The organism is Avibacterium sp. 21-599 (assembly GCF_026226765.1).
Lineage (GTDB): Bacteria > Pseudomonadota > Gammaproteobacteria > Enterobacterales > Pasteurellaceae > Avibacterium.
The window spans coordinates 414564-435013 of record NZ_JAKKOB010000001.1 but is presented as its reverse complement, the minus strand read 5'-3'; the positions used below and the strand labels follow the sequence as shown (position 1 = coordinate 435013).

Here is a 20450-nt window from a genome sequence, read left to right as displayed (position 1 = left end):
ATAAAAATGGCAGATCTTCTGTGATCTGCCCATCACTACAACCTAATCACCCCATCATAAATATGCGTTGCATCGCCTGTCATATAAAGTGGGTGGCCTTCGCCTTGCCATTCAATGGTGAGGCTACCTCCGGGCAGATCAACTTGCACTTTATTATCAAGTAAACCTTGCATTATGCCTACTGCTGCTGCGGCACAGGCACCACTTCCACAGGCTTGGGTTTCTCCTGCGCCTCGTTCGTAAACACGTAATTTAATATGATTACGGTTAATGATTTGCATAAACCCTGCGTTTACTCGTTCAGGAAAGCGTTCGTGGCTTTCAAGTAAAGGGCCTAGTTGGGCAACATTGGCGCTGGCAATATCTTCCACTTGTACAACGCAATGAGGATTTCCCATTGACACTGCACCACATAATACCGTTTGAATTTCCGTACGTAGAATGTAATTTTTCTCAAATTTATTGGCGATAAATGGAATTTTGCTTGGTTCCCAAATCGGTTCACCCATATTCACACGGATCATTCCATCATCTTGTACGCTTAAGATCATTTTGCCTTTTGCCGTACTGACCGCAATGTCTTTTTTATTGGTTAGCCCTTTCATTGTAACAAAACGGGCAAAACAACGTGCGCCATTGCCACATTGAGCCACTTCACTGCCATCTGCATTAAAGATACGATAGTGAAAATCTAGCTCGGGATCATAAGGTGGTTCAACGACAAGGAGTTGATCAAAGCCAATGCCTGTATGGCGATCGGCCAGTTTTTTTATCATTTCAGTGGGAAAATAAGCATTTTGCGTTACCGCATCAACCACAACAAAATCATTGCCTAATCCGTGCATTTTGGAAAATTGCATTTTTCCATCCTTATTGAAAATCATTAATTAAGCGCAATTATAAAGGTGAAGAACAATTGAGTAAACTACTCATTTATGCAACCTATTGTTCTAACGGTATTAATAGATTTTGCTTAAATTTTTTTTATTTTATGCTTGAAATTTACAAATTAGTCCTTACTTACTTGAACAAGAGAAACTCGCCAAAATGCGAGATAGCATAATGATCATTGCTTGATTTTGAAATACGATGGCATTGCCTTGCTTTTCAAACTTAAGCAACAAAAGATAGGAAGAAGAGAGAATGAATATAGAAAAATTTACCACTAAATTTCAACAAGCCTTGGCTGAAGCCCAATCTTTAGCCTTAGGAAAAGATAACCAATTTATTGAACCCGTACATTTAATGACAGCCTTGTTAAACCAAGAAGGCGGATCTGTTGCCCCAATTTTAACCGCAAGTGGGGTGAATGTTGCAATGTTACGTAATGAATTAAATGCGGAACTGAATCGCTTACCACAGGTTTCAGGGAATGGCGGTGATGTGCAAATTTCACGTAACTTGGTTAATTTATTAAATCTATGCGATAAGCTCGCACAACAAAAACAAGATAAATATATTTCATCAGAACTTTTTCTGTTAGCCGCATTAGAAGAAAAAAGTAGCCTAAGTGAGTTATTACATAAGTGCGGTGCAAAAAAAGATCGTTTACAACAAGCAATAGAACAAATTAGAGGAGGTCAATCCGTGAATGACCAAAATGCAGAAGAAAGCCGTCAGGCCTTAGAAAAATATACGATTGATTTAACCGCACGTGCGGAAAGCGGTAAGTTAGATCCCGTCATTGGGCGAGATGAAGAAATTCGTCGCACAATCCAAGTGTTACAACGCCGAACTAAGAATAACCCTGTCCTGATTGGTGAACCGGGTGTGGGAAAAACCGCCATTGTGGAAGGATTGGCACAACGTATCGTTAATGGTGAAGTGCCAGAAGGATTAAAAAATAAACGCGTTCTTTCCCTTGATATGGGCGCATTAATTGCGGGCGCAAAATACCGTGGTGAATTTGAAGAACGTTTAAAAGCTGTACTGAATGAAATTGCAAAAGAAGAAGGCCGTGTGATTTTATTTATTGATGAAATTCACACTATGGTTGGTGCAGGTAAAACTGATGGGGCAATGGATGCAGGAAATTTATTAAAACCGTCTCTTGCTCGTGGTGAATTGCACTGTGTCGGTGCAACAACCTTAGATGAATATCGTCAATATATTGAAAAAGATGCCGCACTTGAGCGTCGTTTCCAAAAAGTTTTTGTCGATGAGCCAACGGTTGAAGATACCATTGCCATTTTACGTGGTTTGAAAGAACGTTATGAGATTCATCATCACGTTCAAATTACAGACCCAGCGATTGTCGCGGCGGCAACACTTTCACATCGTTATATCTCCGATCGCCAATTACCTGATAAAGCGATCGATTTAATTGATGAAGCTGCCTCTAGTATTCGTATGGAAATTGATTCTAAACCGGAACAACTTGATCGCTTGGAACGCCGTATTATCCAGCTCAAGTTAGAACAACAAGCGTTACAAAAAGAAGACGATAGCGCAAGCCGTAAACGTTTAGAAATGCTTGAAAAAGAACTGGCAGAAAAAGAACGTGAATATGCGGAATTAGAAGACGTTTGGAAAAGCGAAAAAGCAGCCCTATCTGGCACGCAACATATTAAAGCCGAATTAGAAAATGCCCGTACGCAAATGGAACAAGCGCGCCGTGTTGGTGATTTGAGTAAAATGTCTGAATTACAATATGGACGTATCCCTGAATTAGAGCGCCAACTTGCCCAAGCTGAAAGTGCAGAGGGTAAAGAAATGCACTTATTACGCTATCGTGTAACCGATGAAGAAATTGCCGAAGTGCTTTCCCGTGCCACGGGTATCCCAGTATCCAAAATGATGGAAGGGGAAAAAGAAAAATTATTACGTATGGAAAATGTACTTCATAAACGCGTTGTTGGACAAAATGAAGCCGTTGTGGCAGTTGCCAATGCGATTCGCCGTAGCCGTGCCGGATTATCCGATCCAAATCGCCCGATTGGTTCATTCTTATTCTTAGGGCCAACAGGTGTGGGTAAAACGGAATTGTGCAAAACATTGGCAAGTTTCTTATTTGATGATGAAAATGCGATGGTTCGTATTGATATGTCAGAATTTATGGAAAAACACAGTGTCTCGCGTTTAGTCGGCGCCCCACCGGGATATGTGGGCTATGAAGAAGGGGGCTATTTAACCGAAGCGGTACGCCGTCGCCCTTATTCTGTAGTGTTATTAGATGAAGTAGAAAAAGCGCACCCTGATGTTTTCAATATCTTATTACAAGTGCTTGATGATGGACGCTTAACTGATGGACAAGGTCGCACGGTTGATTTCCGTAACACCGTTGTGATTATGACCTCAAACCTCGGTTCTGATCTGATTCAAGGTAACCAAGATCTTGATTATGCAGGTATGAAAGAGGTCGTGATGTCGGTGGTAAGCCAACACTTCCGTCCAGAATTTATCAATCGGATTGACGAAACGGTGGTCTTCCACCCATTGGATAAAGCCAATATTCGCACGATTGCGAAAATTCAATTACAACGTTTAGAAAAACGGATGGAATTACATGGTTATCATCTAAGTTTTACCGATGCGGCATTAGATTTCATTGGGGAAATTGGTTATGACCCAATTTATGGTGCAAGACCACTGAAACGTGCGATCCAGCAAGAAGTGGAAAATCCGCTTGCCCAACAAATTCTTTCTGGTGAGCTTTTACCGGGAAAAACCGTTACGATTGATTATGTCGATGGTAACGTGATTGCAACCCAATCCTAATTGTTGCTAAAAAAACACCGCACTTTTGCGGTAAACCAAGCCTCGCAAATGCGGGGCTTTTTTGATCATTCGCTGGCTTTTCGTCATTTCTAGATTAAGCTATAATGCTCACCGATTTATTTAGCAAAGGAATTAATTATGCAAAATCCAAAAGATGATGTACTTTACGCCCCCGTAGAATGGGCAGACCACAGCGAAGGGTATAGTGATATTTTGTATCATAAATCCACTGACGGGATCGCCAAAATTACGATTAATCGCCCCGAGGTTCGCAATGCCTTTCGTCCTCAAACGGTAAAAGAAATGATCCACGCTTTTTCTGATGCACGCTTTGATGAAAATATTGGGGTGATCGTGCTAACAGGACAAGGAGAAAAAGCCTTTTGCTCTGGCGGAGATCAAAAAGTCCGTGGTGATTACGGTGGTTATAAAGACGACGCAGGCGTGCATCATCTTAATGTTCTGGATTTTCAACGTGATATTCGCAGCTGTCCGAAACCCGTCGTAGCAATGGTGGCAGGCTATGCGATTGGTGGTGGACACGTGTTACATATGCTTTGCGATCTTACCATCGCTGCCGAAAACGCAATTTTTGGTCAAACAGGCCCGAAAGTCGGATCCTTTGATGGTGGCTGGGGTGCAAGTTATATGGCACGAATTGTCGGACAGAAAAAAGCCCGTGAAATTTGGTTCTTATGCCGTCAATACAATGCGCAAGAAGCCTTAGAAATGGGCTTAGTCAATACCGTTGTGCCGTACGCTGATTTAGAAAAAGAAACCGTGCGCTGGTGTCGTGAAATGCTTCGCAATAGCCCAATTGCATTACGTTGTCTAAAAGCCGCATTAAACGCAGATTGTGATGGTCAAGCGGGTTTACAAGAATTGGCGGGGAACGCAACGATGTTATTTTATATGACTGAAGAAGGGCAAGAGGGGCGTAACGCATTCAATGAGAAACGCGCGCCTGATTTCAGTAAATTTAAGCGTAACCCATAATTGACTAGTGCGGTAAAAATTTTCATCATTTTTTACCGCACTTTTATTTTATCCCGAATACAGAATGATGACCTCAATTTCACTTAAAAAACTGCTTTTCTTTTGGACAGCCGTTGTGTTATTTAACACCGCTGTGTGTTTTTTCTTTGGCTTGCTGATCTCTTCCCACCCGATGTCTATACTAGGAATGTGTATCGGTGTTCTCTGCTTTATTGCTTTTTATACCTTTGTCGATTACCACTTACTGATTAAGCAAAAATTACGTTGGCATAAAGCATTACGAAGAAGTGCTTTGATCAGAGGGGGCTTGCAAATTGCTGTTTTATTACACGTTTCCATTGAATTTTGGTGTGGCTTTCTCGCATTAGCGTTATTGGAAGTGTTATTTGGCAGTTCCTTACCATTATTTTTACATAGTTTCCTTGCCACCTTACTCACAGGGTTATTTCTGTCTGTCATTCTTGCTATCCTCTGTGTCATTTGCTTTTTTCTGGCTAAGCCCAAAAAACAGCTCAATCAATAAAAGGAGAAAATATGCGTTCCTATCAACTCTATCGTTATCAAATTCCTATGGATTCCCAAGTGGTATTACGCAACCGTTTTTTAAAATTACGCGAAGGGTTGCTTGTAAAAATTCGCTGTGGTGAACACGAAGGGTGGGGAGAAATCGCACCTTTACCCGAATTTAGCCAAGAAACCTTAGCACAGGCGGAAGCGCAAGCGATTCAATGGTTGAAAGACTGGGATAAGGCACGGAGTCAAAATCAGAAATTGTCCTTAGAAGGATTATTTCCTTCCGTGGCATTTGGGCTAAGTTGTGCCTTAGCCGAAATGAAAGGGGAATTACCGATAGAGGGAAATTATCGCACTGCCCCGCTTTGTTATGGTGATCCCGATGAACTTTATGCTGAATTAATGCAACTTGAAGGGGAAAAAGTCGCAAAAATCAAAGTGGGCTTATATGAAGCGAATCGTGATGGATTAATTGCCGATATGTTTTTAGAAGCCATTCCTGAATTGCAATTACGTTTAGATGCAAACCGCGCGTGGACACCCGCTAAAGCACAACTTTTCGCCAAATATATTAAGCCAGCACACCGCTCCCGTATTCAGTTTGTAGAAGAACCTTGTCGCTCTCGTGAAGAAAGTCGTCAATTTGCCCAACAAACAGGCATTGCGATTGCGTGGGATGAAAGTGTACGAGAAGCCAATTTTGTGGTAGAAAAAGAACCGCACTTAGCTGCCATTATTATCAAACCAACCCTTGTTGGCAATTTAGAGCGCTGTATTAGGTTAATTCAACAAGCCCATCAACAAGGCATTATGGCGGTAATCAGTTCCGCATTAGAAAGTAGTTTTGGTTTAACCCAATTAGCCCGTATCGCACAGCGTTATACGCCCAATACAACACCGGGCTTAGATACATTAGATCTAATGCAATACCAATTAATTCGCCAATGGCAAGGTTCAACCTTACCGGTCTTAGATCTCAATAGTGAACAGATCACGCCAATAACGATACAATAAGCCCTTATTGGTTAGACCACCGAGAAGGCTACTGCGATTTTTATAAAAATCATTATAATGCAACAAGTTAAGGGAAAAAGGATTAATTATGTCAGCATCTGCACGAATTTTGTTACTGAATGGCCCAAATCTAAATATGTTAGGCAAGCGAGAACCTAAACATTATGGCACGCTTTCTTTATCTGCTATTGAGCAACAAATGCAACAGCTTGCACAACAGCACGGCTTAACATTAACCTGCTTTCAAGCAAATAGCGAAGAAAAACTGATAGATAAAATTCATCAAAGTTTTCAACAAATTGATTTTATTATTATTAATCCTGCTGCTTATACCCACACCAGTGTCGCACTACGCGATGCCTTATTAGCCGTCGCCATTCCGTTTGTTGAAGTCCATTTATCGAATATTCATAAACGTGAACCATTCCGCCATCATTCTTATTTTAGCGATGTGGCTGAAGGGGTGATTTGTGGTTTAGGGGCAAAAGGCTATGAATTTGCCTTCCATTATGCGTTGCAATATTTGCAAAATAAGGCATAAATTACGGAAATTTTAACGAAATTAACAGAATTTTATCGCCAAAAAGATTATTTTAAGGTAATCTTTGTGGCGGCAATTTAAGTTAAAAAAACACCGCACTTTGTTTTTCATAACGTCATTAAAATGCGGTGAAAAATATTAACATTTTAGGAAAAAATTATGGATATTCGTAAAATTAAAAAACTTATCGAATTAGTTGAAGAATCAGGCATTATGGAGCTTGAGATTTCAGAAGGTGAAGAGTCTGTTCGTATTAATCGTGGCTCTCCTTCCTCAACCGCAGTGCAATATACGCTTCCTGCTACAGCGCCTCAAGTTGCACCGGCACCTGCGCCTGTCGCAGCGCCAACAGCTACCGTTGAGCCTCAGGCAAGCACCGAGGTTTCAGGTCATCAAGTTCGTTCACCAATGGTTGGAACCTTTTACCGTAGCCCAAGCCCTGATGCGAAACCGTTTGTAGAAGTGGGACAAAGCGTGAAAGTCGGTGATGCCTTGTGTATTGTTGAAGCAATGAAAATGATGAACCGTATTGAAGCAGATAAAGCCGGTGTGGTAAAAGCGATCCTGATTAATGACGGTGAACCGGTTGAATTTGATGAACCATTAATTGTTATCGAATAAATCATTTCTATTTAGGCGGAACAACATTCTGCCTAACAATTCTAAGAGATCATTCTTATGTTAGAAAAAGTTGTAATAGCCAACCGTGGAGAAATTGCCCTACGCATTTTACGTGCTTGTAAAGAGCTAGGTATCCGCACCGTTGCGGTTCACTCCACCGCAGATCGTGAATTAAAACACGTCTTATTAGCAGATGAAACCGTCTGCATCGGGCCTGCGCCTTCAACCAAAAGTTATTTAAATATCCCTGCGCTGATTGCGGCTGCAGAAGTTACGGGGGCGGATGCTATTCACCCGGGATATGGTTTTTTATCTGAAAATGCTGATTTTGCTGAACAAGTAGAGCGTTCGGGGTTCACCTTTATTGGCCCAACTGCGGATGTCATTCGTCTAATGGGGGATAAAGTTTCTGCCATTAACGCAATGAAAAAAGCTGGCGTGCCTTGCGTACCGGGTTCTGATGGCCCTGTTGGCAGTGATATGAAGAAAAACAAAGAAATTGCCAAACGCATTGGTTATCCTGTGATTATTAAAGCCTCTGGTGGCGGTGGTGGTCGTGGTATGCGTGTGGTGCGTGATGAACATTCTTTGGAAGAATCTATTGCAATGACTAAAGCCGAAGCAAAAGCCGCCTTCAACAACGATATGGTATATATGGAGAAATATTTAGAAAATCCACGCCATATTGAAATTCAAGTGCTGGCAGATACGCACGGCAATGCGGTTTATTTAGCAGAACGTGATTGCTCAATGCAACGTCGCCACCAAAAAGTAGTGGAAGAAGCGCCAGCGCCGGGGATTACTGAAGAAATGCGCCGTGATATTGGTTCACGTTGTGCAAAAGCCTGTGTAGAAATTGGCTACCGTGGTGCGGGGACGTTTGAATTCTTATATGAAAATGGCGAATTCTATTTCATCGAAATGAACACTCGTATTCAAGTTGAACACCCCGTTACAGAAATGATTACGGGCGTGGATTTGGTGAAAGAGCAATTATTAATTGCCTCGGGCTTACCACTTTCTATCAAACAAGAAGAGATTAAAGTACGTGGCCACGCCATTGAATGCCGTATCAATGCCGAAGATCCAAAAAGCTTCTTACCTTCTCCGGGGAAAATTAGCCATTTACACGCTCCCGGTGGTTTAGGGGTACGTTGGGATTCGCATATTTATACGGGCTATACCGTTCCGCCACATTATGATTCAATGATCGCAAAATTGATCACTTATGGCGATAACCGAGAAGTGGCTATCCGTCGTATGCAAAATGCCTTAGGTGAAACAATCATTAATGGCATTAAAACCAATATTCCACTCCACGATCTGATTTTAGCGGATGAGAACTTCCAAAAAGGTGGTACAAATATCCACTATCTAGAGAAGAAATTAGGAATGCACGATTAAGTCCATTATTCAATCCACAAGGCGTTTTAAATAACGCCTTTTTTATTACAGAATTTTTGGGGGTTAATCACTTTCTTTATGATTACGCATAAAAAAGTGCGGAGCAAAATTTACAAATTTTCGTTGCCTGATTTGAAATAAAACAACGTTGCCTTGCCTGATTTCAATCATTGAATCGACAATTTTCACGCTATTTAACGTGATTTTTGTCAATATATTTTGCTAAGATTAGGCACTGAGCAAATAACTCAATTAGTCTGAAATTTTGCTCGTGTGTTGCCGTATGAAAATTTAGCGATAAACATAACAAATTAGGAGAACAACAAAAGCGATGAAACAACATTCTCGTTATCAGCAAGCCACAAAAGAAGCGCGTTGGGCGTTTGGGCTGACCTTGCTTTATGTCGTGGGTTGGTGTTTATGTGCTTATTTACCCAAAGATTCTCAAGGACCGCTCGGTTTTCCACTCTGGTTTGAATTAGCTTGTATTTATTTGCCGGTGCTATTTATCGTGGTGGCTTATTGGGTGATAAAAATTGTGTATCAAGAGATTGATTTAGAAAATATTAAACTCGAAAACAAGGATGTTGAATAATGAATCTCGGTATTATTTTCCCTTTAGGTATTTACCTTGCTTTTGTGTTTGGGGCAGCAATTTATGCTTATACGAAACGTTCTAAAGGCGATTTCTTAACTGAATATTATGTTGGCAACCGCTCAATGACAGGCTTTGTACTTGCGATGACCACCGCATCCACCTATGCCAGTGCTAGCTCTTTTGTCGGAGGGCCGGGCGCGGCGTATAAATTTGGTCTAGGTTGGGTATTGCTGGCAATGATTCAAGTACCCGCAGTATGGCTGGCACTTGGTGCGTTGGGGAAAAAGTTCGCCTTACTTTCTCGTGAAAGTAAAGCCTTAACAATCAATGACTTATTACTTTATCGTTATAAAAATAAATATTTAGTCTGGATTTCTTGTATTGCATTATTAATTGCTTTCTTTGCCGCAATGACCGTGCAATTTATTGGCGGTGCGCGCTTGCTGGAAACCACTATTGGCATTAGTTATACCAATGCGTTACTGATTTTTGCCGTTACAGTGGGGCTTTATACCTTTATTGGTGGGTTTCGTGCGGTGGTACTGACGGATACTATTCAAGGAACGGTAATGATTCTCGGCACGATTATTTTACTTGGGGCAACGATCTATGCCGCTGGGGGAGTTGAAAGTGCGGTGCAAAAACTCAATGAAATTGACCCGCACTTAACCAGTCCTTATGGGCCAAATGAGATGTTAGGCTTTCAATTTATGGCCTCTTTCTGGGTTTTGGTATGTTTTGGCGTAGTCGGTTTGCCTCATACGGCGGTGCGTTGTATGGCGTTTAAAGACAGTAAAGCTTTGCATAATGGAATGTTAATTGGCACGATTGTTTTAGCGTTAGTGATGTTGGGTATGCACCTTTCTGGTGCCTTAGGGCGCGCAATTTTACCCGCGTTAGACGTACCGGATCAGGTGATTCCAACGTTAATGTTACAAGTGCTTCCGCCAATTGTCGCGGGTATTTTCCTTGCTGCACCAATGTCTGCCATTATGTCTACGATTGATGCGCAGCTCATTCAATCCTCATCTATTTTTGTTAAGGATTTATATCTCAGCACCAAGCCTGAAATGGTACAAAATCAAAAAAAGATTAGCTGGTTTTCTTCAATTATTACGTTAATTTTAACCGCACTTTTGATCTTGGCGGCGTTAAATCCACCAAAAATGATTATTTGGTTAAACCTTTTCGCCTTTGGTGGTTTGGAAGCCGCTTTTTTATGGGTGATCGTGTTGGGATTATATTGGCAGAAAGCCAATGCCGTTGGTGCAATTTGCTCAATGGTAGTGGGCTTAACCAGTTATGTAGGCTTAACCGCCGCAAGTATTAAACTATTTGATTTTCACGCCATTGTCCCGTCTTTATTATTTGGCTTAATCGCTTTTCTGATCGGTAACAAGTTGGGTGAAAAATCTCAATAATATCGTCATTTGAATTGACAATAATACCGGATAGGCTCGCCGCATACGCACTGAATAGTACGTCGCGAGCTATCTTATTTTATTTCCAATTTAAACGGCTCTTATTTATTAACCTTTTTATTTTAGTAAGGAAAAATTATGGCTTGGGTTCAAATTCGCATTAATAGCACCAATCAACAAGCGGAAACAATTAGTGATTATTTAGAAGAAATTGGCTCAGTTTCAGTAACCTTTATGGATAGCCAAGATACCCCGATTTTTGAACCACTTCCCGGTGAAACGCGTTTGTGGGGGAACACCGATGTGATCGCCTTATTTGATGCCGAAACTGATATGCAACAGATTGTTGCCTTACTCAAAAGTGCGGGGCATTTAAGTAAAGAAACTGCCTATAAAATCGAACAAATTGAAGATAAAGATTGGGAACGTGAATGGATGGACAATTTCCACCCAATGCAGTTTGGTAAACGTTTATGGATTTGCCCAAGCTGGCGAGACGTTCCCGATCAAAATGCGGTAAATGTTATGCTTGATCCGGGATTAGCCTTTGGAACAGGCACTCACCCAACAACGGCGCTTTGCTTAGAATGGCTAGATAGCTTAGATTTAAACAATAAAACCGTCATTGATTTTGGTTGCGGTTCCGGGATTTTAGCCATTGCAGCCCTAAAATTAGGGGCGAAAAATGCGATTGGTATTGATATTGACCCACAAGCGATTTTAGCCAGTCGCAATAATGCAGAACAAAATGGCGTGAGCGACCGCCTACAACTCTTTTTGGCTAAAGATGCGCCAGCGGATTTGCAAGCTGATGTTGTCGTCGCTAACATTTTGGCAGGCCCATTAAAAGAACTTGCGCCGACTATCACTCAATTAGTCAAACCGCAAGGTTTACTTGGTTTATCGGGCATTTTAGAAACGCAAGCCCAATCAGTTTGTCAAGCTTACGAACATCAATTTATCCTAGAGCCAGTGGCAATCCGCGAAGAATGGTGCCGAATTACGGGAAAGGCTGGTAAGTAAGATGTAAGTGCTGAAATTTATTTTCAGCGATTACATCTGTAAAGTGAAAAGCAATCACCATTAAGTAAGTTTGTGATGTATTTCTTCATTTTATTGGCATCATTGTAATATGCGTTGGTCATTTCCCTGCTAAGTGAAAAGTAAGGAAATGATTGCCTTTTGATACCAGCCAACGCGGAAATTAAAATCTTGCGGTTAAACTTAATTTAGACATTTGTGCGAAAGCAAGTCGCATAATGAAAGCACATAATTATCTCGCTTTTGAGAAAATCTACAGTATTCTGGCAATTGATACGAACTTTTTCGTAGGCAAGACAATAAAATCCTATATAAAATAGATGCAGATAAACTACATCAACTTTTGGGGCATCTCTAGATAAAGAATGAAATTTTCAAGATAGAGATGTTGAGCAAAGTATCGGCATTCCCGATAAAAATAATACGGTGTTACCACTTATCTTATGTACTACTTGTACACCACGGTTGCCTTGTCTTATTTCCCTTTTAAACGACTATAAATTGTTTTGAAATAAAAACCTCAGGTTTTCCTGAGGTTTTGGTTAATTTAAAGTGCGGTCAAAAATTAGAGAATTTCTTTCGCTTTTGCGATGACATTTTCTACGGTAAAGCCGAACAGTTTGAATAATTCACCCGCTGGTGCTGATTCGCCAAAGGTGTTCATTCCCACGATTCGTCCACCAAAACCAACGTATTTATACCAAAATTCGCTAATGCCAGCTTCAATTGCAACACGTTTGGTCACGTTACTTGGCAACACGCTTTCACGGTATGCGTCATCTTGTTTGTCAAACACGTTAGTTGAAGGCATTGAAACCACACGCACGTTTTTACCTTCTTGACGAAGTTGCTCCGCGGCTTTTACGGCTAATTCAACTTCTGAACCAGTTGCAATGAAGATTAAATCTGGCGTACCTTCGCTATCTGTTAAAATATAACCACCACGTGCGACATTGGCTAATTGTGCTGGGGTTCTGTCCATTTGAGTTAAATTTTGACGGCTGAAAATCATCGCGCTCGGGCCATCTTTACGCTCAATGGCGGATTTCCACGCGACTGCTGATTCCACTTGGTCGCACGGACGCCACGTTTCTAAATTTGGGATTAAACGTAATGTCGCGGTTTGTTCTACTGGCTGGTGAGTTGGGCCATCTTCACCTAAACCAATGGAGTCGTGAGTATAAACAAATAACGCACGTTGTTTCATTAATGCTGCCATTCTTACGGCATTATGCGCATATTCCATAAACATTAAGAACGTTGCACCATAAGGAATGAAGCCACCGTGTAAGGCAATTCCATTCATAATGGCAGACATACCGAACTCACGCACACCGTAGTTGAGGTAATTACCATCTTGGTTTGCTGTTGCACGAATTGGGCGTGAACCTGACCATAAGGTTAAGTTAGACCCGGCTAAATCCGCTGAACCGCCTAACAATTCTGGCAATAATGGCGCATAAGCTTCAATGGCGTTCTGTGAAGCTTTACGGCTCGCAATGCTGGCAGGATTTGCTTGTAATTTTTCAATGAATGCTTGGCTTTCGGTTGCCCAATTCGCCGGTAATTCCCCGCTTAAGCGACGTTCAAGCTCAGCACTTAATTCAGGATAAGCTTGGCGATAGGCTGTCCATTTTTCATTCCACGCCTGTTCTGCTTGCTGACCTTTTTCTTTCGCATCCCATTGGGCATAAATTTCTGCTGGAATGTCAAACGGTGCGTAGTTCCATCCTAAATTTTTACGGGTTAAGGCGATTTCTTCCTCACCTAATGGCACACCGTGACTGTCGTGTGAACCGGCTTTGTTTGGTGAGCCATAACCAATGGTTGTTTTACAGATAATCAAGGTTGGGCGATGTTTCTCTGCTTGTGCTTGTTTAATTGCTTCAGCAATGGCTTCGGGATTATGCCCGTCAATTTGACCAATAACTTGCCAATTATAGGCTTCAAAACGTTGTTTTGTGTTATCGGTGAACCAACCGTCTACTTCACCATCAATGGAAATATTGTTGTCATCATAGAAAGCGATTAGTTTGCCTAAGCCTAAGGTTCCCGCTAATGAACACGCCTCGTGTGAAATCCCTTCCATTAAACAGCCATCACCCAAAAAGGCGTAAGTGTAGTGGTTGATAATTTCGTGGTCTGGGCGGTTAAATTGGGCTGCAAGGGTTTTCTCTGCAATCGCCATACCTACCGCATTGGTAATGCCTTGACCTAATGGCCCGGTGGTGGTCTCTACACCCGGTGCATAGCCATATTCAGGGTGTCCCGGAGTTTTGGAATGTAATTGACGGAATTGTTGAAGGTCGGAAATAGATAAATCATAGCCAGTAAGGTGTAATAAGCTATAAATAAGCATTGAGCCGTGACCATTTGATAACACAAATCTATCGCGGTTTGACCATTTAGGATTGGTTGGGTTATGTACTAAAAAATCACGCCATAATACTTCTGCAATATCCGCCATTCCCATTGGCGCCCCCGGATGCCCTGATTTGGCTTTTTGTACGGCATCCATACTTAAAAAACGAATGGCATTGGCTAATTCTTTTCGATTCGACATTGTTGTTCTCCTAGTTAGAATTCTCTAAAACTTAGACAGCAACATCGCTTCTAATTTTTCTTGGTCAATGGCAAATTTACGGATACCTTCAGCCAGTTTTTCGACGGCCATTGGATCGCTGTTATGTTGCCAGTAGAACTCGCTTTCTGTAAGTGGTTGTGGCTTAGCTTTCACTTCACCTTTATATTCTAGTTTGCGAGCAAGTGCGGTGTTATTTTCTTGTAATTCTTTTAATAAAGCAGGAGCAATGGTTAAGCGATCGCAACCGGCAAGTTCAGTAATTTCGCCTACATTACGGAAACTTGCCCCCATTACTACGGTTTGGTAGCCGTGTTGTTTGTAATAGTTGTAAATTTTAGTTACTGAAATCACACCGGGATCTTCTGCTGGTGCATATTCTTTTTTATCGCTGTTGGCTTTATACCAGTCAAGAATACGACCGACGAATGGTGAAATTAAGTATACCCCCGCTTCAGCACAAGCACGAGCTTGGGCTTCTGAGAATAAGAGGGTTAAGTTACAGTTAATGCCTTCTTTTTCAAGAATTTCTGCTGCACGGATACCCTGCCAAGTGGAGGCAATTTTAATTAAAATACGATCATTGGAAACCCCAGCTTCATTATAAAGTGCGATTAATTTACGTGCTTTTTCAACAGTGGCTTGGGTATTGTAAGAAAGACGTGCATCCACTTCGGTAGAAATGCGTCCGGGTACGATTTTAAGAATTTCTAAACCGATATTTACCGCTAATTTATCTTCTGCATCAATAAGTTGCTGTGCTTTATCAGCACTTTTGCTTTTGGCATAGGCTATGGCTTCGTCAATTAATGGCGCATATTGAGGCAATGCGGAGGCACTTAAAATGAGTGATGGGTTCGTGGTGGCATCTCGTGGTTGGTAGGTTTTAATGGCTTCGATATCTCCTGTATCTGCCACAACTACGGTCATTTCGCGTAATGCGTCTAATTGTGTTGTCATAATGACTCCTTATAAAAGTTAATTAAGTAAATTCTTTAATGTTAAATAAACTTCATCTACAATATGTTTTCCAAAAATAATCTGGAATTGATTTGCGACTGAAAATATTCCTTTAACAATATTAATTTTTTCTATTCCTATTTTATCTATTTTAGTTTCATTTTTTAATATAACTCTAATTCGTGTTGCACAATGTGTTAAAGCACCTATATTATCTTTTCCACCTAAATATTTAATGAGTAACAAAGCTGTTTCTGAATAACCATTCTCATTATTTTCATATGCTGTTATTGATTCTTGGATCAAACTATGGAATTGATCAGCATCCCAAGCACTACGACCAACAAATAATCCGTCAATATAAGGTTGTATAATTAAATTACTTGCATTTTCCTGATTAACACTTCCACCATATAGTATCGGTATATCGTTACCGGGCTTACCAAAAATTTCGATTAAGCATTCTTTTATAATCTGATGTTTATTATTTGCATATTCTGCACTAGCAGGAATACCTGAGGTGCCGATAGCCCATACTGGCTCATAAGCAATTCGTAAATTTGGCAATTGTTCTATAGATACACCATTTAAACCTATTTTTAATTGCATTCTTAATATTTCATCTGAAATATGATAATTTTTTTGTTCTAACGTTTCTCCTATACATAATAAGGTAATGAAATTATGCTTTAATGATGATAAAACTTTTTGATTTTCTTCCTGATCAGTCTCTCCCATTAAATGTCTACGTTCAGAATGTCCAATCATTACAAGTTGTACCCCTAATTCTTGTAACATCAAAGGAGAAATCTCTCCTGTAAATTGACCTTTTTCATTGGCATTCATATTTTGCGCACCAATAATAATAGGAGGAGAGGATTTTTGGTAATGGATTATATTCATTGCACTTTCTAAAGAAGTATAAGAAGGTATAATAAAAAATTCAATTTTATGCTTAGTGTTTATTTTTGAAAGATTATTTGAAATTTTTATAAGGTAGTTTTTAACTTCTTGGTTGTTTTTATACATTTTTAAGTTGGTGCCAAAATATATCTTTTTCATTAATTTTTTTTCCTTATTTATTTTTTACTAGTACTCGACAAGGTGAACCATCAGCATTTTCTATTGCAATAGGAATCATTAACGCATCTACAAGAGTGCTTTTTATTTTTGATGTATTGCAAAGATATTCAACCAAGGTAATACCTTTAGATAATAAATAATAGTGCGTTACATGTTTAATTAAAGGTTTTTCTATTTCTCCTTTTAACCAACCTCTAATTGGATAATCTTGTGGGAAATCAAAAGCAATAATCTCAATTTCTTGATTTGCTAAAAAAATAGCAGCATCCTCCGTTATATAAGGTGACTTATCCCAAAATTCTTTTGAATTGTAACTATAATGTGTATCCCAGTTTGTTTTAAATAATAGCTTTTTTACTTTAATATTTGGCCAAACATTAGCAAGTACATCTTTGGATATCTTAAAATTATCTTTGATAAGCAGGGATAAATCTAAGACAAAAAATTCCCCAATATATATATCAGGTGAGATATCTAGTATATTATATGCCCCTTTTTTTATATGGCTTAATGCATCCATATGTGTAAAAGCATGACAGGATACCTCTATCTTTGTTGCTTCAAATAAATCTCCATCATCAAAATTTCCCATTTTATGAATTAAAGATTTCCAACGTATATGATCAGTGGAAATAGGCATAGATAAATCAATCCATTTATTCATTCTAATTTCTCCTTATTGAAATAATAAGTTAGGTAAAAATGTGCTAAATTCAGGAACTAATATCAATAATATTAATAATCCTAATAAAGATAATAAAAATGGAATGCTCTCTTTTAAAACTTTAATAGGCTCACACTCTGCGATATTAGCAGATAAATAAATGAGATAACCCACAGGAGGTGTAATTAAGCCAATCATTAAATTTAAAATAATCACTAAACCAAAGTGAATAGGTGAAATGCCAAACTGATTAATAATAGGTATAAAAACAGGGACAAGGATAGTTAGAGCCGCTGTAGGATCCATAATCATTCCAATAAAGAATACAATAAGGTTAATTAGCAATAATGCCTGTATAGGATTATCGCAGACAGAACTAACCCACATAGCAACTTGATGGCTTATTTGTAATCTTGCAATCATCCATGCAAAAATAGATGATGCTCCTACAATAAGCATCACTGTAATAGTTCCCTTCAAGGCAGAAGTTAATGCTTTTTTTAATAACTCAAAGCTTAGCTCTTTATATATAAATGTCCCTATTAAATAAGCATATATGACGGATACAGCTCCAGCTTCTGTTGCAGTAAATACGCCTGAAATAATACCAAATAGGATAATAATTGGGCAAAACAGAGCCCAAATTGCATCTTTAGCACTATTTTTAACTTCTTTCCAGCTAAAAGATATTGGTTGGCTTCCATATTGATATAATTTACTAAGAATGAACGTTACTAAAATTAGTGTTAAGGCTATCATTATTCCTGGAATGATCCCTGATAAAAACATTTTTCCGACAGATACACCTGCTCCTGCTAAAGCAGCAAAAACTATCATAGGTACACTTGGTGGAATTATTGGCCCAATAATTGATGCTGATTGGGTTAATGCCGCAGAGAAAGGGGCTGGATAACCTTGTTTTTTCATTTCTGGGATCAAAGAACTTCCAATTGCAGCTGTAGATGCAACAGCAGAACCACTAATAGAACCAAAAAATAAACTGGAAAAAATATTAATATATGCTAGTGAACCTTTCCAACGTCCTAATAAAGAGGTTACAAATCGAATAATTCGACTGGTTATTCCTCCTACACTCATTAATTCACCCGCTAAGAAAAAGAATGCTAAGGCTTGTAATGCATTTGTATCTAGTCCTTGCATTACTTGTTGAGCAACTATGTTTACAGGAACATAGGGAAGATAAATAAATAGTGTAATAATAGAAGAAAATATAATACTGTAAAATAGAGGTAATCCTAATACAGTAAGTGCAAACATAATCCCAAGTAATAAAATAAATGACATTATAATTCCCTCACTTTTTTAGTTTTAGTTAAAGAAATAAATGCAATAATGATTCTTATGATTTCTAATGAAAGGCATAATATAAAAGGAATATAAACTAATGATATAGAAACTTTAAATGCAGAATAGTAACTATTTAAATTCATTAAATATAGTTTAATTCCTCCTTTAATAAGTACTAGTAAGCAGAAGATCATTATTAGGTATAATATTGATGAAAGTAACCAGCCATATCTAAACCTTTCAAAGATAATTATTCTCAGTAATGGAACTTGAATTTGAAAGGTTGTTAATATTCCAAATAAAATCATATAGGTATAGCAAAACCTTAAAAATTCTTCAGCCCAAGGAAATGAGATGTTAATTAAGTACCTAGTAATGACCTGTACAAAAGTCATTAAAATAATTAATATAAATACAGATGAACCTAAAAAAAGAAATAACTTATTTATAAATCTCTCATATTTTTCAATCATAATTTATCCCTTGTTGTTAAAGTTATCTATATATAGAGTTTATAATGTTTATATTTTTTCACTTAGTATTTTATTAATTGTTTCATTTCCATATTTTTTAGAATAATCTTCCCAAGCTTTTTTTGCACCCTCTTGAAATGATGATATATCAGGAGAAAGTTCAATTTGCATACCTTGCTGTTTTAATTTATCTAAATAGTGCTTATTTTCTTCAATATTAAGTTGTTTTTCTAGTTCTGCACCTTCCTTAGCTGCTTTTAATAATATTTCTTGATCTTCTATATCCAATGAATTAAATCGGTCAAGATTCATAGACATAGGAGCTGCGGTATATGCGTGGTGAGTCATAGAAAGATATTTTTGAACTTCTTGTAAATTATTATTGTAAATATGATGAACTGGATTTTCTTGACCATCTATTACACCCGTTTTAAGAGAAAAATATACTTCATTAAACGGCATTGGGGTTGGATTTGCATTCCAAGCTTTAAAAGCCGATATATGTGCAGAATTAGGTGTTGTTCTGAGTTTTAAATGAGAGAGATCTGATGAACTATGAATTTGCCTTTTATTATTTGTGATATCTCTAAATCCTATTTCATAAAAAGCTAATCCTCTTAAGCCAAATTTTTCTAGAGAGTTTAATAAATATGTTCCAATATCTCCATTTAATACCTTATTTACATGCTTTTCATCAGAAAATAAAAAAGGTAAATCCAATAAATTTAATTCTTGATTAAATGTTGTATAATATGGATTACCAACTACTACAATATCAATTGTTCCCATACGGGTTCCATCAATTTGAGTTGTTGAATTTCCTAACTCACTATTCGGATGAAGTTTAATAGTAATACGACCATTTGATAATTCATAAGCCCGTTTTGCCATAAATTCAGTTGCTTTTGTAACGGTATCATTGGGAGAACCATAGTGACTTAATGCGAAGGTATGATTGCCTGCAGAAAATGCATTGATAGATAATAAACCAAAAACTAAGCCAGCTGAGATAATATTTAACTTTTTCATAATTTTCCTCCAAATATCGTTAGAATTGTTGTTTACTATATTTAAAATCAATATCTTTAATTCTTTCTAGTTTAGGAGTAGAACCTCCACCAGCAAAATCAGAATCAAGCCAAACTTTAAGTAAAGATTTGGCTAGCTCTACACCAATAACGCGTTCCCCAAAACAAATAATTTGAGCATTATTACTTTTTCTCGCTCTTTCTGCAGAAAAAACGTCATGGCATACTGCCGCTCTAACTCCCGGGACTTTATTTGCAGTAATAGACATACCTATACCTGTTCCACAGGTTAAGATGCCACGTTCAAATTCTCCCTTAGCAACGGCAAGAGCAACTTTTTCCGCAACATCTGGGTATAATGTAGTATCTCCTTCCCCAGCACCAAAATCTTTATATTGAATTCCTAAAGTCTCTAAGTACTTCATTAGTTCCACTTTTAAGTTATAAGCAGCATCATCACAACCAATAGCAATTTTCATACTTTCTC

General features: G+C 38.6%; 19 protein-coding genes. 10 read left to right on the top strand and 9 right to left on the bottom strand.

Features of this window, described 5'->3' with window-relative positions:
• Positions 1–35 precede the first annotated feature (35 nt).
• Complete coding sequence (dapF, locus tag L5B83_RS02040) at positions 36–860, bottom strand: diaminopimelate epimerase (protein ID WP_250350987.1); 825 nt, start codon at positions 858–860, stop codon at positions 36–38.
• A 283-nt stretch (positions 861–1143) separates the two neighbouring features.
• Here dapF and clpB point away from each other — a divergent pair, with 283 nt between their 5' ends.
• From clpB to prmA, 10 genes are all read left to right on the top strand, one after another.
• Positions 1144–3717 carry an ATP-dependent chaperone ClpB gene (gene clpB / locus L5B83_RS02035; RefSeq protein WP_265762854.1) on the top strand — a complete coding sequence of 858 codons (2574 nt, stop codon included), beginning with the start codon at positions 1144–1146 and terminating at the stop codon, positions 3715–3717.
• A gap of 138 nt (positions 3718–3855) precedes the next feature.
• Positions 3856–4713 (top strand): 1,4-dihydroxy-2-naphthoyl-CoA synthase, encoded by an 858-nt coding sequence (menB, locus tag L5B83_RS02030; RefSeq protein ID WP_265762855.1) that lies wholly within the window; start codon positions 3856–3858, stop codon positions 4711–4713.
• Positions 4714–4777: 64 nt separating this feature from the next.
• A complete protein-coding gene (locus L5B83_RS02025; RefSeq protein ID WP_265777398.1) occupies positions 4778–5236 on the top strand; it encodes a hypothetical protein in 459 nt (152 codons plus the stop codon).
• Positions 5237–5247: 11 nt separating this feature from the next.
• Positions 5248–6240, top strand: coding sequence for an o-succinylbenzoate synthase (gene menC, locus L5B83_RS02020; protein WP_265777397.1), 993 nt, complete (start codon positions 5248–5250; stop codon positions 6238–6240).
• A gap of 88 nt (positions 6241–6328) precedes the next feature.
• On the top strand, positions 6329–6781 hold the full coding sequence (aroQ, locus tag L5B83_RS02015; RefSeq protein ID WP_265777396.1) for a type II 3-dehydroquinate dehydratase: 453 nt from the start codon (positions 6329–6331) through the stop codon (positions 6779–6781).
• A 159-nt stretch (positions 6782–6940) separates the two neighbouring features.
• The gene (gene accB, locus L5B83_RS02010) at positions 6941–7402 is read left to right on the top strand and encodes an acetyl-CoA carboxylase biotin carboxyl carrier protein (RefSeq protein ID WP_250350981.1); all 462 of its coding nucleotides are present in this window, start codon (positions 6941–6943) and stop codon (positions 7400–7402) included.
• A 57-nt stretch (positions 7403–7459) separates the two neighbouring features.
• Positions 7460–8806, top strand: coding sequence for an acetyl-CoA carboxylase biotin carboxylase subunit (accC, locus tag L5B83_RS02005; RefSeq protein ID WP_250363619.1), 1347 nt, complete (start codon positions 7460–7462; stop codon positions 8804–8806).
• Between the two features lie 331 nt (positions 8807–9137).
• A complete protein-coding gene (locus L5B83_RS02000; protein ID WP_250350979.1) occupies positions 9138–9401 on the top strand; it encodes a YhdT family protein in 264 nt (87 codons plus the stop codon).
• Positions 9401–10825, top strand: coding sequence for a sodium/pantothenate symporter (gene panF, locus L5B83_RS01995; protein WP_250363620.1), 1425 nt, complete (start codon positions 9401–9403; stop codon positions 10823–10825). The genes L5B83_RS02000 and panF overlap by 1 nt, the downstream gene beginning before the upstream one ends.
• Positions 10826–10963: 138 nt before the next feature.
• Positions 10964–11848 carry a 50S ribosomal protein L11 methyltransferase gene (gene prmA / locus L5B83_RS01990; RefSeq protein ID WP_265777395.1) on the top strand — a complete coding sequence of 295 codons (885 nt, stop codon included), beginning with the start codon at positions 10964–10966 and terminating at the stop codon, positions 11846–11848.
• 583 nt (positions 11849–12431) lie between these two features.
• Here prmA and tkt read toward each other — a convergent pair.
• Genes tkt through rpiB form a run of 8 tightly spaced genes read right to left on the bottom strand, consistent with a single transcriptional unit; the run spans position 12432 to position 20442 of the window.
• Positions 12432–14429: a transketolase gene (tkt, locus tag L5B83_RS01985; protein ID WP_265777394.1), complete on the bottom strand. Its 1998-nt coding sequence runs from the start codon at positions 14427–14429 to the stop codon at positions 12432–12434.
• A 24-nt stretch (positions 14430–14453) separates the two neighbouring features.
• Positions 14454–15407 (bottom strand): transaldolase, encoded by a 954-nt coding sequence (tal, locus tag L5B83_RS01980; RefSeq protein ID WP_265777393.1) that lies wholly within the window; start codon positions 15405–15407, stop codon positions 14454–14456.
• Positions 15408–15425: 18 nt separating this feature from the next.
• Complete coding sequence (tpiA, locus tag L5B83_RS01975) at positions 15426–16469, bottom strand: triose-phosphate isomerase (RefSeq protein WP_265777392.1); 1044 nt, start codon at positions 16467–16469, stop codon at positions 15426–15428.
• 13 nt (positions 16470–16482) lie between these two features.
• Positions 16483–17154, bottom strand: coding sequence for a cyclase family protein (locus tag L5B83_RS01970; RefSeq protein ID WP_265777391.1), 672 nt, complete (start codon positions 17152–17154; stop codon positions 16483–16485).
• A gap of 12 nt (positions 17155–17166) precedes the next feature.
• The gene (locus L5B83_RS01965) at positions 17167–18459 is read right to left on the bottom strand and encodes a TRAP transporter large permease (protein ID WP_265777390.1); all 1293 of its coding nucleotides are present in this window, start codon (positions 18457–18459) and stop codon (positions 17167–17169) included.
• The gene (locus L5B83_RS01960) at positions 18459–18935 is read right to left on the bottom strand and encodes a TRAP transporter small permease (protein ID WP_265777389.1); all 477 of its coding nucleotides are present in this window, start codon (positions 18933–18935) and stop codon (positions 18459–18461) included. Before L5B83_RS01960 ends, L5B83_RS01965 begins: the two co-directional genes overlap by 1 nt.
• Before the next feature lie 48 nt (positions 18936–18983).
• Positions 18984–19964, bottom strand: a complete 981-nt coding sequence (locus tag L5B83_RS01955) for a TRAP transporter substrate-binding protein (protein WP_265777388.1) — start codon at positions 19962–19964, stop codon at positions 18984–18986.
• Positions 19965–19983: 19 nt separating this feature from the next.
• A complete protein-coding gene (gene rpiB, locus L5B83_RS01950) occupies positions 19984–20442 on the bottom strand; it encodes a ribose 5-phosphate isomerase B (RefSeq protein WP_265777387.1) in 459 nt (152 codons plus the stop codon).
• Between the last annotated feature and the right edge of the window lie 8 nt (positions 20443–20450).